This window comes from Collinsella sp. D33t1_170424_A12 (assembly GCF_015554865.1).
GTDB lineage: Bacteria > Actinomycetota > Coriobacteriia > Coriobacteriales > Coriobacteriaceae > Collinsella.
The window spans coordinates 1-15,717 of the sequence record NZ_JADNJJ010000010.1; the positions used below are offsets into that span (position 1 = coordinate 1).

Genomic DNA, 15,717 nt, shown 5'->3' on the forward strand with positions numbered 1-15,717 from the left:
CGAAGTTGGGCGCGATGCCGCCCTGGCCGCTGTTGTTATAGAAGCCGTGGATCTGGTTGGTGCGCTCCTCCTTCTTGCCGAGCGTCTCCTTCCAGTTGAAGAGGTTGGAGATGGTGCCGCCCGGATAGCGGATGGAACCGAAGCCCGCCTCGTCGTAGAGCTTCGCGAACTCGTCTTTGACCTTCATGGCCTGGGAGTCGAAGGTGCCGTAGCCGTTGAAGGCGTAGCGGTGGTTGATGCCGAAGACGGCGTCATCAACCGTGCGCGTGACGTGGCTCGTGTCGACGCTCACCTGCACGCCGAGGGCGTAGACGGCGCCGATGGCCTGGGCCAGCTCCTCTTTCGCCTGCTTGATGGCGCCGGCGTCGGCGTTCTCCAGGGCCGTCTCGGCCTTCTTCACGGCAGCGTCCAGCGCGGCGTACTCGGCGGAGTCGTCGCCGTTCCTAAGGAGCTCTTTCGCGCTGGCCACCAGGCGCTGGAGCTCGGCCTTGGTGCTTGCCACCTCGAGCTCGGACTTGACCGCGCCGTAGGAATCGTAGAGCTGCTTGGCCTCGTCGGCGGAGAGCGCCTTGTTGTACAGGCGCAGCTCGTCGAGCTTGCCCTCGAAGCGCTCGGTGTTATTCGGCTGCGCGGCATCGGAGCCCCAGGAGCCCAGCACGAGGCCCACGGCGCCGGCGGGCAGGGACTGCGACCAGCTGCCGGAGCCCAGCTCCTTGCCGTTGAGGTAGAGCTTGATGCTCTTGGCGGCGCCGTTATTCGTGACCTGCTTGACCACGGTGACGTGCTGCCATGCGGCGCGCGAGGGGTTTTTACCCAGCGTGATATTGCTGTCGGCCTTGTCGATGGAGGAGGAGAAGGTGCCGTCCTTCCATTCGGTGAGGACGGAGGTGGGCTGGCCGGCGGAATGCAGCAGGACGGTGCGCTTGCCCGCCGCGGGCTGGCTGCTATCGGCATCGCGGATCCAGAACGAGACGGTGAAGTCTTTCTGCTGCTCCAGCGCCCCGCGCACGCGCACGTCGTGCGCGGCGTTCTTGTCGGTGAACGACAGGCTCTTGCCCAGGGAGGCCAGCCCGCTGTCCTCGACCTTCACGGTGCCGTTCGGGTCGGCCACCTTTTCGATGCTGAAGTTCTTGCTGCCGGCGCCCTTCAGCGGCTGGTCTCCCTCGAAGGTCCAGATGCCGGTGGCGCCCTCGGGGGCGGCGGTGGCGGCGAGGGCGGGTCTGGCGCTCGCGCCGAGCGCCAGCGCGAGTGCCAGGCCCGCGCCGACGCAGGCCGCGCGACGCAGGCCGCGCGTCGGTATATTCGCTTCCTGACTTCGTAGTTTCATGAAGCCGTCCTTTCTCGCTCGCACAGGCGAAGCGACGTTGGCAGGTGCGGCGCGCGCGATATGGTCAGCGTGCGCCGATCGTACACATAGCAATACAACCTACCATGCGGCGACGAGTGGAAAGGAGGGCTCCGACCGGGCAACCCGTGTACGGATGAAATACCAATGTAAGCGGTAGAGAAGTGGGGAAAAGCGCCCGCGGGCGCGCCGGGGGAGGGCGCGGGCGCGGGCGAGGTGGTGCGAGGGGTTGGTGGGTGCCGGCCGGCGTGGTGCCGCGGCGGCGAGGGGCGCCTCGATGTCCATCGGGGGGGGCGCCGCCGAGCGTCTGCGGGCGGTGCTTTTAGCTGGCACCCCCCTGGGCGCCTCTAAGCGCTATAGCAGCGTGCGCGCGAACGCGACGGCCTCGTCGACCGCTTCCATCGGCGTGGCCCAGCTCGTCACGAAGCGTGCGACGGGGCGCCCGTTCACATAGGTGACCTCGGCGCCCAGGGTGGCTTCGAGCTGTTCCGCCTGCGGGCGGGTGCACCAGAAGAACTGCTGGTTGCCCATGGTGCGGATGTAGGGCTCGAGGCCGGCGTCCTCCAGTCCGCGGGCAAGCGCCACGGCGCAGGCGTTGGCATGGGCCGCATGGCGCAGGTAGGGAAGGGAACCGTCGGCTCCGGGGGTGAACGCCGCCTGGAACTGGACGCCCATAAGGCGGCCCTTGGCGGTCATGTGCCCCGCTCGCTTGATGAGGTAGGGGATGCGGTCGCATGCGCGGCGCGTGCGCTCGGTGCGCGGGTTCACGACGAGCGCCTCGCCGAACAGCATGCCCGCCTTGGTCCCGCCGAGCGTGAAGGCGTCGGCGCGCGCGGCGATGTACCGGAGCTCGAGGTCACCGTCGGACGCCGCCAACGCGCTGGCCATGCGCGCGCCGTCCACGTAGACGGCGAGGCCGCGGCTCTCCGCCCAGTCGCACAGGCGGTCGAACTCGGCGCGCGTGTACACGTGCCCCAGTTCCGAGGTGTTGGAGAAGTAGATCATCGCCGGGCGCGTGGCGTGGCAGCCGCCAGCCGTCGTCTGAACGTAGACGCGCTCGCACTCCTCGGGCGTGAGCACGCCGTTCGCGTCGGCGGTCGCCAGGATGCGGCGGCCACATGCCTCGATGGCACCCGTCTCGTGCGCGGTGGGATGCGCGTCAGCGGCGAGGACGGGCCCTTCGAATTCCTCGGTGAGCGCGCTGATGGCGATGGCGTTCGCCGCGGTGCCGCCGGGGATGAAGCGCACGAGCGCCTCGGGCTGCCCGCACGCGGCGCGAATCGTGTCGGCGGCCTGCGCGCAGTGGCGATCGGTGCCGTAGCCGGGGGTCTGCTCGGCGTTGGTGCGCAGCAGGGCGTCGAGCATCTCGGGCGCGGCGCCCTCTGAGTAGTCGTTGCGGAACTGGTGCATGGCGTCTCCCTTGGATGGCCGGCGCGCCCTCGACGCGCGCCGGATGGATATTGCGTGCCCGCTCGTGTGGTATTCGCGGGTATGATGCAGCGGGCGGCTGCGTGGTTTGCGGCCCACCCATATAATAGGAGAGTTACGAATGCGCCCCCGGGCGAATCATGATGGAAGGAAGTATGCATGCAGGCACAGAGGGCTGAGGGCACCAAGGACCTGATCGGTCGCGAGATGCGCGCGTGGCAGCGGATGCAGGAGGTGGCCTCCGAGGTATTTGGCCCGTACGGTTTCGATGCGATCGAGACCCCGGCCATCGAGCAGGTCGATGTCTTCGTCCATGGTATCGGCCAGTCCACCGACGTGGTGCGCAAGGAGATGTTCCGCGTGTTCTCCGGCGCCAACTTCGCTCGCGTGCTCGAGGAGGGCACCGACGCCAAGCTCAAGGCCAAGCAGCGCCTGGCCCTGCGTCCCGAGGGCACGGCCGGCGTGGTGCGCGCCGCCGTGGAGAACGGCTTGGTGGCCCAGGGATCCGCCCCGTTCAAGGGCTGGTACGCCGAGGCGATGTTCCGCGGCGAGCGCCCGCAGAAGGGGCGCCTGCGCCAGTTCCACCAGGTGGGCATCGAGTGGCTCGACGCGTCCGACCCCGCCGCCGACGCCGAGTGCATCATCATGCTCATGGAGTTCTATAAGCGCCTGGGCTTCGACCTGTCGCAGCTGCGCCTGCTTATCAACTCGATGGGCGACCCGGCGTGCCGCCCCGCCTATCGCGATTCGGTGCGGGCCTTCATCCTCGACCACGCCGACGAGATGTGCCCCGAGTGCCTGGAGCGCGCCGAGCTCAACCCGTTGCGCGCCTTCGACTGCAAGAACGAGCACTGCCACGCCATCATGCAGGACGCGCCGCTGATGCGCGAGAGCCTGTGCGACGAGTGCCGCGAGCACTACGAGCAGGTTAAGCGCTACCTGGATGCCGCCGGCATCGCCTACGTGGAGGACCCCACGCTCGTGCGCGGCCTGGATTACTATACGCGCACGGTCTTCGAGGTCGAGGCCCCCGGTGCGGGCGTGGGCTCCATCGGCGGCGGCGGCCGCTACGACGGCCTGGTCGAGCTCGAGGGCGGCAAGCCCACGCCGGCCGTGGGCTTCGCGGTGGGCTTCGAGCGCGCCATGCTGGCGCTCGAGGCCTTCGGCGGCGAGATGGCGTCGCCGGACCCCTCGTGCGTCTTCGTGGCCAACGCCGGCGACGAGCTGCGCGGCGAGGTGTTCGCCCTCGCGCGCGAGCTGCGCGAGGCAGGCATCCGCACCGAGGCCGACTATCTGGGTAAGAAGCTCAAGGCCCAGTTCAAGCTGGCCAACAAGCTCAACGCGGCCACCATGGTGGTCGTGGGCGGCGACGAGCTCGCACAGGGCAACGTGCGCGTGCGCGACATGGCCACGGGCGAGGAGCGCCTCGTCCCCCGCGCCGCCGTCGTCGACGAGCTGCGCGCCCGCTAGGCCTTGCGCGCGGCCGCGCCCGGTCGATTCCGTGGAGGGCGCTCGGATATCGGGCGCTTGGAGGGCGCCGCATCGCCGTATACTGAAAGAAACACGTGTTCACGCTTTTATCCGAAAGGACCTGCCGTGACAGAGGAAACCAAGCATCAAACCGAAGACGTCGCCACCGTGTCGGGCGGCGCGGCGGTCGAGTCGGTCAGCCGCATCGACCGGGATGAGGCCCGCGCCGCGATGCAGGCGCTCTCCGAGTTCAACATCCCCGCGCAGCTGCGCGACCATCTGGCGCTGTTCGTGCGCCTGGAGCGCCGCGTGCTGCGCGAGTACGACGAGGAGATCTGCAATATCTTCGACCGGCTGCTCGCGAGCGTCATCGCCGCCAACGAGGGGGACCCGGGCGCGGAGGCCGCGGCGGACCCCACGAACGAGGAGGGCGTCCCCACCACGCAGAGCGCCACGGCCGACGCGTTCCGCGATGCCGTGGAGCTCATCGACTCGCTGCCGCTCGACCGCGCGCAGGTGATCGTCCGCGCGTTCACCACGTTCTTCCACCTGGCCAACCTTTCCGAGGAAAACTACCGCGTCGAGAAGCTGCGCCGCCGCGAGAGCGAGGTGTCCATCGATTCCCCCGTCGATCCGGCCAACGAGCTCACCGTGGCTTATCGCCAGCTCATCGACGAGGTGGGCGTGGGCCGCGCCAACGAGCTGCTCAACCGCCTCGAGTTTCACCCGGTGTTCACCGCGCACCCCACCGAGGCGCGCCGCAAGGCCGTGGAGGGCAAGATCCGCCGTATCGCGCGGCTGCTCGCCGAGCGCTCGCGCCTGGGCGGCTCCGACCTCATGGAAAACGAGCGCCATCTGCTGCAGGAGATCGACGCCCTGGTGCGCACGACGCCCATCGCGCCGAAGAAGCCCACGCCCGTCGAGGAAGCCGATACCATCATCGACATCTTCGACAACACGCTGTTCGACACCATCCCCATGGTGTACCGTCGCTTCGACGACTGGGTCCTGGGCGACCGCGCGGGCACGGTGCCGCCGGTGTGCCCGGCGTTCTTCCATCCCGGCAGCTGGATCGGCACCGATCGCGACGGCAACCCCAACGTGACCGCCAAGGTGAGCCGACAGGTGGCGGCCAAGTTCGCGTCGCACATGATCAGCGCCCTCGCGAACAAGTGCCGCCGCGTGGGCCGCAACCTCACGCTCGAGGCCAAGTACACCAAGCCTACCGACGAGCTGCTCAACCTGTGGAACCACCAGGTCGAGATGAGCGAGATCCTCACCGATCGCGCCAGCATGATCTCTAAATCCGAGCCCCATCGCGCGGTGATGCTGGTCATGGCCGCGCGCTTGGACGCCACGGTGGCGCGCAACGCCGACACCATGTACGACTCGGCCGATGAGTTCCTGGCCGACCTGCGCGTGGTGCAGCGCTCGCTCGCCGAGGCGGGCGCGGTGCGCGCGGCCTACGGACCGGTCCAGACCATCATCTGGCAGACCGAGACCTTCGGCTTCCATATGGTCGAGACCGAGTTCCGCCAGCATTCCGTCGTGCACGAGCGCGCCCTGGCCGATATCCGCGAGCACGGCGTCCATGGCGAGCGCGGCGAGCTGGCACCCATGACGCGCGAGGTGCTCGACACCTTCCGCGCGATGGGCAGCATCCAGAAGCGCTACGGCCTCAAGGCCGCGCGCCGCTACATCATCTCGTTTACCAAGAGCGCCCAGAACGTCGCCGACGTGTACGAGCTGGCGCAGCTGGCGTTCGCGCATGCCGAGGACGTCCCCGCCATCGATGTGATCCCGCTGTTCGAGCAGCTCGAGGACCTCGAGGGCTGCGTCGACGTGCTCGACGGCATGCTGCAGATCCCCGCGGTGCAGAAGCGCCTGGCGCAGACCAATCGCAAGCTCGAGGTCATGCTCGGCTACTCGGATTCCTCCAAGGACGCCGGTCCCACCACCGCCACGCTCGCACTGCATTCCGCGCAGGCGCGCATCGCCGCGTGGGCCGAGCGCAACAACATCGACCTGGTGCTCATGCACGGCCGCGGCGGCGCCGTGGGCCGCGGCGGCGGCCCGGCCAACCGCGCGGTGCTCGCGCAGCCCAAGGGCTCGGTCAATTGCTGCTTCAAGCTGACCGAGCAGGGCGAGGTCATCTTCGCCCGGTACGGCAACCCGGCGCTGGCCCAGCGCCACGTGGAGAGCGTCGCGGCGGCCACGCTGCTTAACTCGGCTCCGTCAATCGAGCGCGTGAACACCCAGACCACCGAGGAGTTCGCCGATATGGCGGCGCGCCTCAACGAGGTGTCGCACCAGACCTATCTCGACCTGTTGAACACGCCCGAGTTCACGCCGTGGTTCTCCACCGTGACCCCGCTGACCGAGGTCGGCCTGCTGCCCATCGGCAGCCGCCCGGCAAAGCGCGGCTTGGGCGCCAAGTCGCTCGACGACCTGCGCACCATCCCCTGGGTCTTCAGCTGGAGCCAGGCCCGCATCAACCTGGCGGCCTGGTACGGCCTGGGTTCGGCGTGCGAGGCGCTGGGCGACCTCGACCTCCTTCGCCGCGCCTACGCCGAGTGGCCGCTGTTCAGCACGTTCATCGACAACATCGAGATGTCCATCGCCAAGACCGACGGCCGCATCGCCAAGATGTACCTTGCCCTGGGCGACCGCGAGGACCTGGCAGCCAAGGTGTTCGAGGAGATGCAGCTTACGCGCACGTGGACGCTGGCCATCACCGGCAACGCCTGGCCGCTCGAGAAGCGCCGCGTACTCGGCCGCGCCGTCCGCGTACGCAACCCGTTCGTGGACGCGCTGTCCCTGGCTCAGGTTCGCGCGCTGCGCGAGGTCCGCATGAACCAGGACGAGCTGTCCGAGGAGGCCAAGGCCGAATTCATGAGCCTCATCTTGGCGACCGTGACCGGAGTTTCCGCCGGCCTCCAGAATACGGGGTAATTCCAAGTGCGACATTGAGTTCGTACGCGACGCCGAGGGTCCGCGATGCATGTGCGCGACGCCCTCGGCGTTGTTTCGTTGCGCGCTTCGCGCCCGGGTCGGATCCAATCAGGAGCCACGATCTCATCTATATTGGATGTTCGCACCCGAACCAGCCCCGTCATCGTGCGCGAGGCTCGTTTTTCACCCTGGACAAGGTCATTCCAGCGTCGCGAGCAAATGTCACATCCCTGTTACGCGCCTGCATAACGCGTTCTTCTCCTCACGCATGCGCCCGCCTTCCGCTATCCTATTGAACTATCGCGCGAGCACCGCCTTCGATTTCGGACGTGCTGTTGTTCGCGCGTGGCCCGTCCGAGCTCCTATCGGCTCCGGGTCCTGTTCCGCTGCGCGGTCTACGCAGGCGGGGCCATCTGTACGACAAGCCGCCCGGACCGACACGGGGCGGCACGGATGAGGAGGTTTTCGTGACTGAAATCCGCTCCATGCACACGCATACCTGCAACGAGCTCCGCCGCGAGCACATCGGCCAGGAGGTCACGCTCACCGGTTGGGTGTGGCGCCGCCGCGACCACGGCGGGCTGATCTTCGTCGACCTGCGCGACCGCGAGGGCGTGACGCAGGTTTCCTTCGACCCCGAGCACTCCGGCGGCACCGCGTTCCATACCGCCGAGACGATTCGCTCCGAGTGGCCCATCAAGGTCACCGGCGTGGTGCGCGAGCGCCCCGAAGGGCAGGCCAACGCCAAGCTCGCCACCGGCGAGATCGAGGTGCTCATCTCCCATATCGAGGTGCTCAACACCTCCAAGACCCCGCCGTTCCAGATCGAGGACCACGTCGAGGCGGGCGAGGACATTCGCCTGCGCTATCGCTACCTCGACATCCGTCGTCCCAAGATGATGGCCAACCTGCAGATGCGCTCCGATTTCACGTTCGCCATCCGCCAGGCGCTGCATGACCGTCTGTTCATGGAGGTCGAGACTCCGGCCCTGTTCAAGTCCACGCCCGAGGGCGCGCGCGACTTCCTGGTTCCCAGCCGCATCCAGCCCGGTCATTTCTACGCGCTGCCCCAGTCCCCGCAGCTGCTCAAGCAGCTCCTTATGGTGGGCGGCGTCGAGCGCTACTACCAGGTTGCCAAGTGCTTCCGCGACGAGGACCTGCGCGCCGACCGCCAGCCCGAGTTCACCCAGGTCGACATCGAGATGAGCTTCGTCGACCAGGACGACGTCATGAGCACGCTCGAGGACGTGCTGTCCGACGCTTTCGCCAAGATGGGCGTCGACATGCCCACGCCGCTGCGCCGCATCGACTACTGGGACGCCATGGATACCTACGGCTCCGACAAGCCCGATACGCGCTTCGGCATGGAGCTGCACGACGTGACCGGCATCTTCACCGAGTCCAAGTTCAAGCTGTTCGCCAGCGCCGCCGCCACCGAGGGTCAGTACGTCAAAGCCATCAACGCGAAGGGCGCCGGCACCTGGCCGCGCGCGCAGATCGATAAGCTGGCGGGCGTTGCCGCCGACTTCGGCGCCAAGGGCCTGGCCTGGATCGCTTTCCGCGAGGACGGTTCCGTGAACAGCCCCATCGTCAAGTTCTTCACCGACGACGAGATGGCTGCGCTGCGCACCGAGATGGACGCCCAGCCCGGCGACCTCGTGATGTTCGCCGTGGCCGACCGCAAGGGCGCCGACGAGATCCTGGGTGGCATGCGCAACCATATGGCCGATGCGCTGGAGCTGCCGCGCGAGGGTCACGACTTCCTGTGGGTCGTCAACTTCCCGCTGTTCCATTGGGACGAGGAGCGCGGCGCCTACGAGGCCGAGCACCAGCCCTTCACCCTGCCCAGCACCGACGACCTCGAGGCTATCAAGGCCGATCCGCTGGCCGCGGGCTCCTGCACCTACGACTTCGTCATGGACGGCTACGAGGCCGGTGGCGGCGGCATGCGCATCCATAATTCCGAGATGCAGCTCGCCATGCTCGAGATGCTCGGCTTCACCATCGAGGGCGCGCGCGAGCAATTCGGTTTCCTCATGGACGCCCTCGAGTTCGGTGCGCCGCCCATGGGTGGTTTCGCGCTCGGTCTCGACCGCGTGTGCATGCTGCTGGCCGGTGCCGACTCCATTCGCGAGGTCATGGCGTTCCCCAAGACCAGCTCCGGTTCCGACCTCATGTCCGATGCCCCCAGCGCCGTCTCCGGGCGACAGCTCAAGGAAGTTGGCCTTCGCATCGACTAGGGGTTTACGGGGCACCTGGTGACCTCGTTCTTTCATTTCCGGACGCTGCGCACGAGGCACGCGCTGCTTCAGCAAAACGCGTAAGCGGGTCCGCCTTCGGCGGACCCGCTTTAGTTTTGATGCGTCCTTTACGCAGGTTTGACGTGGGCTTCTCACAATAGAGGTGGTTAGCGGGGCGCCGTTGCTCTTCCTTGCTCCGAGCGCGGACGCCCCAGCACCTGTAAGGAGGCGCCCATGTTGCAGGCTATGATGAACTACCTGGTCCTTCTTTGTATCCTTATGATGCTCGCCATCGGTGTCGGAATGGCGATCCATAAGGGATGGCTGCGCTAGGGCGAATCGCTCCTTCGCGCACGTGGCGCTTGCGATGCGATGCGGTTGCACGCGTTAAATCCCGTGTAGTGGTCAAATTGCAAATCTCTGTGGCATACATCCCGTGATACATGCTGTGCTTGCGCGATCTGCACTCGTTCGCTGCCGCATGCTTCCTTGGATAACAGACAATTGTTGTAAATCTAGGGGGCACATCCTTGAACGACGGGGGAGGGGGCGTCGGAAGAGGGGTCCGCGCGGGCATTCCGTCCCCGAATGAGCGTCTTCAGCTCTTCCGGCTCGTCTGGCGGTGCCACACGGATTAGGTATTTGACCATAATGGCAAGATTCAACAATGCGCTCGAAAATAGCATTGCAAACTATAGTAAATAGTATGAGATATATGCATAAAAGATGCATATTGCTGTAATGCTTGGCTAGCCTGGAGACCGCGGGCGAATCAAGGCCCCCGGCACCCGGGTCGGCCTGATGGGTGTCAGTGCTATACTCGGTTGCGTACCAACGGGGAGCTGGCGGAGGCCGGCTGAGAGGAAACCCGCGGGCCGTTTGGCGACCACGTCGCCGCCCGTACCGTTTCGACCCGAAACCTGATCCGGGTAATGCCGGCGTAGGGACTGAGCAGCCGTGCTTGCAATCGAGTTCATCGTGTCGAGCGGGCCCCTACGAGAGAAGGGGCCCGTTTTGTGCGGCCTCGGAAAGGAAGCTCATGGAAGCGAGCGTAGCGATCCAGGTACTGCCTCAGGGCGTGGACGGCACCAAGGAGGTCATCCGTATCGTCGACGAGGCCATCGCCTATATCCAAGCCAAGTTCCCCGATGCGTACGTGGGGCCGTTCGAGACTACCATCCAGGGCGATTACGACGCCTGCATGGAGGTCGTCGCCGGCGTGAGCCGCATCTGCACGCAGGCCGGCGCCCCCGAGGTCGCGACGTACGTCAAGATCTTCTTCGCGCCCGAGGCGGGCGTGCTCACCACCGAGGAGAAGATCTCCAAGTATCACCAGGACGAGCACTAGCATGCGCGGCTCGTCCCCGGCAACCGATTCGGCTCTGCGCCACGGTGGACGGCCTCGCCGCCGGCTGCTCGCCCTCGCGGCTCCGATTGCCATCATCGCGCTTCTTGTGCTGTGGCAGGTCGTATGCTCGGCGGGCATCATGCCGCCGTACTTGCTGCCAAGTCCCGTCGCGGTGGTGCGCGCGCTCGCGGGTGATTGGCCGCTGCTGGCGGGGCATGCTCTGACTACGCTTGCGGAAGCGGGTATCGGTCTAGCGGCGGGAATCGCGCTCGGCGCGCTTGCCGCCGTGGCCATGGACCGCTTCGAGGTGCTCTATCGCGCTTTCTACCCGCTCGTGGTGCTTACGCAGACGATTCCCACGGTAGCCATCGCGCCGCTGTTGGTGCTGTGGTTCGGCTACGGCATGCTGCCCAAAGTCGTGCTCATCGTGGTGGCAACGTTTTTCCCTATTACGGTGGGCCTGCTCGGCGGATTCAAATCGGTTGACCCGGACGAGATCGATCTTATGCGCTCGATGGGGGCGTCGCGGTGGCAGATCATGCGCCACGTGAAGATTCCGGCGGCCTTGCCGCAGTTTTTCAGTGGCCTCAAGATTTCGGCCGCGTACGCCATCGTGGGCGCGGTCATCGCCGAATGGCTGGGCGGGTTCTCCGGCCTCGGCGTGTACATGACGCGCGTACGCAAAGCGTATTCGTTTGACAAGATGTTCGCGGTCATCTTCCTCATCTCGGCCCTGAGCCTCGTGCTCATGTGGGTTGTCGAGGCGGTGCGCCGCATCGCTATGCCCTGGGAGCGCATCGAGCGTCATCAGGGAGAATAGGAGCAATCATGCAGAGCAATCCCAAGACTATCACGGCACGTCCCTTGAGCCGTCGCGCCTTCATGCATGCCGGCATCGCCGGCGCCGGTTTGGTGGGCGCCGCGGCCCTGGCGGGTTGCGCTGGCAAGTCGGCCGATCAGTCCGGCTCCGCGCAGCAGGGAAGCGGCCTCAAGAAGATCACCTTCGCCCTCGATTGGACGCCCAACACCAACCACACCGGCCTCTACGTCGCGCAGGCGAAGGGCTACTACAAGGACGCGGGCCTCGACGTCGAGATCCTGCAGGCGCCCGAGAACGGTGCCGACGCGCTCGTCGCCGCGGGCGACGCCCAGTTCGGCGTGACCTTCCAGGACACCATGGCGTCCTATGTGTCCGGTGACGCGCCGATGCCCGTCACCGCGGTCGCCGCAATCATCCAGCACAACACCTCGGGCATCATCAGCATGAAGGACAAGGGCATCGCAAGCCCCGCCGGCATGATGGACCACACCTACGCCACCTGGGAGCTGCCCATCGAGCAGGGCGTCATCCAGCGCTGCGTCGAGGCGGACGGCGGCGACTTCAGCCGCGTGAAGATGATCCCCTCCACGGTCACCGACGAGGTCACCGCGCTCACCACCGACCAGGTCGATAGCATCTGGATCTACTGGGCATGGGCCGGCGAGAAGTGCCGCCTAGCGGGCCTCGACACCAACTACTTCGCCTTCGCCGACATCGATCCGGTCCTCGACTTCTACACGCCGGTCATCATCGCCGGCAACGACCTGATCGAGAGCGACCCCGAGACCGTCAAGGCGTTCATCGACGCGACGCGCGCGGGATACGAGGACTGCATCAAGGACCCCGATGCCGCCGCCGAGATCCTGCTGAAGGCCGCTCCCGAGCTCGAGCCCGAGCTCGTCCATGCGTCGCAGACCTACCTCGCCGAGCAGTACCAGGCCGATGCCTCCATGTGGGGGCAGCTGGACCAGCAGCGCTGGGACGACTTCTTCGGCTGGGTCACCGAGCAGGGCTTCGCCGCGCCGATCGAGCCCGGTGCCGGCATGACCACCGAGTTCATCGGCGCCTAGCGCCGGCAGGCGCCGCGCGGAGCCGCATGAGCTGCGGCTCCGCGCCGGGATACGTGTATTGGAGCGCGACGGGGGAGGAACCGTTGGCAAAACTGGTGATAGAGGGCGTATCGCAGGGCTTCGGCGCCGTAGATGTGCTGGACGGCATCGATCTGGTCGTCGAGTCCGGCCAGGTGGCCTGCCTGCTCGGCCCGTCGGGCTGCGGCAAGACGACGCTCTTCCATGTGGTGGCGGGCCTGTCCGCGCCGCGTGCGGGTCGCGTGCTGCTCGATGGGCGCGACATCGCCGGCCAACCCGGGCAACTGGCCTACATGCTGCAGAAGGATCTGCTTCTTCCCCATAAGACGATTATCGACAACGTGTCGTTGCCGCTCGTGCTCAAGGGCGAGCCGACGGCTGCGGCGCGCGAGCGGGCGCGCGGACTGCTCGGTCTCTTCGGCTTGGAGGGAACGGCGGACCGCTGGCCGGCGGAGCTCTCGGGCGGCATGCGCCAGCGCGCCGCGCTGCTGCGCAGCTACCTGTTTTCGAGCGAGTTCATGTTGCTCGACGAACCGTTCTCGGCGCTTGATGCCTTCACTAAGGCCGATATGCACGCATGGTTCCTCGACGTGGTCGAGACGTGCGGAACCACGGCATTGCTGGTGACGCACGACATCGACGAGGCCGTGAAGCTCGCGGACGTGATCTACGTGATGCGCGGTGCTCCGCAACAGGGCGAGCCGGCGCGCATCGCGGGTAGCGAGCGCGTGGCGTGTCCGCGCGCCGAGCGGGACGAGTTTGCGCTCACGCCCGCCTTTCTCGAGCACAAGCGCCGCGTCCTCGACCTTTTGGGTCGATAGGAGCGCCGCCGTCTCAGATTAGGGACAGGCACTTTTCTGAGGTTTGGGGCGTCGATGGAGACGCGACTCGCCGTCGGCTTCGACCTCAGAAAAGTGCCTGTCCCTAATCTGAGGTGCGGGGTCGGGCCGCGCGGTGAAATGTGGTTTACAAAGCGCTGACGTAACAAATGTGCGCCGAATGCCTACAATAGTGAATAGCAGCAACGTTGCCTTGCCGTCCGCCATAGGTGTAGCGAACGACGAGCGTGCCGCTATCGTTGTATAGCCGTAGTTCGAAGGGGATGCGCGCTATGGAAACACTGCAGGTAGCTATTAAGAACAGGGGCGGTCACACCCTGCGCGGCATCGTCACGGTGCCGGCGGGCGAGGGGGTCCATCCGTGCGTCGTCATGCTGCATGGGTTTGGCGGCTCCGCTTCGGGGCGCAGGTATTTTGGCACGAATTTGGCCCGTGCGCTCGCACGCGAGGGCGTTGCGTGCGTCCGTTTTGATTTCTATGGGTGCGGCGAGTCGGACGGCGAGTTTTCCGACATGTTGTTCGACGGGTTGCTTGACGACGCCGCGGACATCTTCGCCTGGGCGTCCGCGCAGCCATGGGCGGATTCCGATCGCATGTTCCTGGCGGGCCATAGCCTGGGTGGCTACGTCGCGGCCAGCGCCGCCCCCGATATCCGTCCGCGCGGCCTCGTCCTGCTGAGCCCGGGGGCCGCCATGTGGCGCGACGCCGAGCGCAACGCCTGCCTGCTCGAGCAGCATACCGGGCGCGACTACGCCGACATGGAGGGCCTCGTCTTCAAGATGGCCTTCAACCACAGCATGGGCGCGCATCCTGACCCCTACATCGAGGCCGAGGGCTACGACGGACCCGTGCTTATCGTGCGCGCCGATGACGACGAGCTCGTCTCGAGCGAGGACTGCGAGCGTTACCAGACTGTTTACAAAGACGCCCGATACGTGCAGGTAGCGGGCGGAGGACACGATTTCACCAGTTTGGATGCGCGCGCCACGGTGTTTGACGCCGTCGCGCGATTCATTATGGGCTGCAACTAAATCGGGTTTCACAGGCAGGCGGGCCGCGGGAGGGCGGCGCGCCGCTACGAAAGGAGAATCACGCACATGAGCAAACCGGATATGAGGATCCTGGAGCCGATCACCGTCGGCGGCGTCGAGTTCAAAAACCGCATCATGTTCCCGCCGCTGACCACCGGCTACGAGGAGCGCGACGGCAGCATCGGCGAGCGCAGCCGCGGCTTCTATACCCGTATCGCGCAGGGCGGAGCGTCCTATATCGTGCTGGGCGACGTCGCGCCCATCGCCTCGTTCTCGCCCACGCCCAAGCTCTACTGCGATGAGCAGATCGATTCCTTCAGGAAGCTCGCCGACGCCGTGCACGAGTACGGCTGCAAGCTCGGCGTGCAGATCTTCCATCCCGAGTACGACTGCGACGCCATCAACGAGCTCTTCCAGCAGGGCAAGATGGCCGAGGTGCGCGAGCGCCTGCACCACGACATGATGCACTTCACCGACGAGGTGAGCGAGGAGGGCCTGCTCAAGATCATCGACAAGATGTGCGACTGCGCCCGCCGCGCGGAGAAGGCCGGCGTCGACGTCATCCAGGTCCACGGCGACCGCCTGACCGGCTGCCTGTGCTCCACCCGCATGAACCACCGCACCGACAAGTTCGGCGGCTCGCTCGAGAACCGCACGCGCTTCGCGCTCATGCTCGTCCGCGCCCTGCGCGAGGCCGTGCCCGATATGGTCATCGACTACAAGTTCCCCATCGTGACGCCCGAGCGCGGCAAGGGCGGCATCGACCTGGCGGATGCCCCGCAGTTCGCCCGGTGGCTCGAGGAGGCCGGCGTCGACATGCTGCACGTCGCTCAGGCCAACCACACCGGCAACATGGCCGACACCATCCCGCCCATGGGCGTGCAGCCCTACGGCTTCTTTGTCGACATCACCGGCCAGATCAAGGACGCCGTGAGCATCCCCGTCTCCGCCGTCGGCCGCATCATCGACCCCAAGATGGCCGAGCGCATCGTGGTGTCCGGCAAGGCCGACATGGTTGGCATCGGCCGCGGGTTCCTCGCTGACGAGGACTGGGTCCGCAAGGTCGAGGAGGGCCGCGCCGACCAGATCATCCGCTGCCTGTCCTGCAACAAGGGCTGCACCGACGCCATCCAGCGCCGCGAGGGCCTCTCCTGCG

General features: G+C 66.4%; 11 protein-coding genes and 1 riboswitch. Of the genes, 9 read left to right on the top strand and 2 right to left on the bottom strand.

Translation table 11 applies throughout. The annotated features are described in order from the left end of the window. Together I2E26_RS00460 and I2E26_RS00465 are read right to left on the bottom strand one after the other, a co-directional pair. Window positions 1-1,327, bottom strand: a 1,327-nt coding sequence (locus tag I2E26_RS00460; protein ID WP_304515619.1) for a LamG domain-containing protein, incomplete at its 3' end; no start/stop codon positions are given. A gap of 372 nt (window positions 1,328-1,699) precedes the next feature. After that, the gene (locus I2E26_RS00465; RefSeq protein ID WP_195419185.1) at window positions 1,700-2,755 is read right to left on the bottom strand and encodes a low specificity L-threonine aldolase; all 1,056 of its coding nucleotides are present in this window, start codon (window positions 2,753-2,755) and stop codon (window positions 1,700-1,702) included. A gap of 177 nt (window positions 2,756-2,932) precedes the next feature. Between I2E26_RS00465 and hisS the strand changes: the two genes are divergently transcribed. The 9 genes from hisS to bilR form a co-directional block, all read left to right on the top strand. Then, entirely contained in the window at window positions 2,933-4,243 is a 1,311-nt protein-coding gene (gene hisS, locus I2E26_RS00470; RefSeq protein ID WP_195419186.1) for a histidine--tRNA ligase, read from the top strand. A 126-nt stretch (window positions 4,244-4,369) separates the two neighbouring features. Next, window positions 4,370-7,195: a phosphoenolpyruvate carboxylase gene (locus I2E26_RS00475; RefSeq protein WP_370551406.1), complete on the top strand. Its 2,826-nt coding sequence runs from the start codon at window positions 4,370-4,372 to the stop codon at window positions 7,193-7,195. A 485-nt stretch (window positions 7,196-7,680) separates the two neighbouring features. Continuing rightward, a complete protein-coding gene (gene aspS / locus I2E26_RS00480; RefSeq protein ID WP_147587649.1) occupies window positions 7,681-9,435 on the top strand; it encodes an aspartate--tRNA ligase in 1,755 nt (584 codons plus the stop codon). An 825-nt stretch (window positions 9,436-10,260) separates the two neighbouring features. Continuing rightward, a riboswitch (TPP riboswitch) is annotated at window positions 10,261-10,399 on the top strand. A 75-nt stretch (window positions 10,400-10,474) separates the two neighbouring features. Beyond that, complete coding sequence (locus I2E26_RS00485) at window positions 10,475-10,783, top strand: thiamine-binding protein (RefSeq protein ID WP_195419187.1); 309 nt, start codon at window positions 10,475-10,477, stop codon at window positions 10,781-10,783. Between the two features lies 1 nt (window position 10,784). Then, window positions 10,785-11,603, top strand: coding sequence for an ABC transporter permease (locus tag I2E26_RS00490; protein WP_370551407.1), 819 nt, complete (start codon window positions 10,785-10,787; stop codon window positions 11,601-11,603). A gap of 8 nt (window positions 11,604-11,611) precedes the next feature. Beyond that, a complete protein-coding gene (locus I2E26_RS00495) occupies window positions 11,612-12,673 on the top strand; it encodes an ABC transporter substrate-binding protein (protein WP_195419188.1) in 1,062 nt (353 codons plus the stop codon). 83 nt (window positions 12,674-12,756) lie between these two features. Continuing rightward, complete coding sequence (locus I2E26_RS00500) at window positions 12,757-13,512, top strand: ABC transporter ATP-binding protein (protein WP_195419189.1); 756 nt, start codon at window positions 12,757-12,759, stop codon at window positions 13,510-13,512. 290 nt (window positions 13,513-13,802) lie between these two features. Beyond that, entirely contained in the window at window positions 13,803-14,561 is a 759-nt protein-coding gene (locus tag I2E26_RS00505; protein WP_195419190.1) for a S9 family peptidase, read from the top strand. 66 nt (window positions 14,562-14,627) lie between these two features. Continuing rightward, a partial coding sequence (gene bilR, locus I2E26_RS00510) for a bilirubin reductase (RefSeq protein WP_229056289.1) occupies window positions 14,628-15,717 on the top strand: 1,090 nt, incomplete at its 3' end.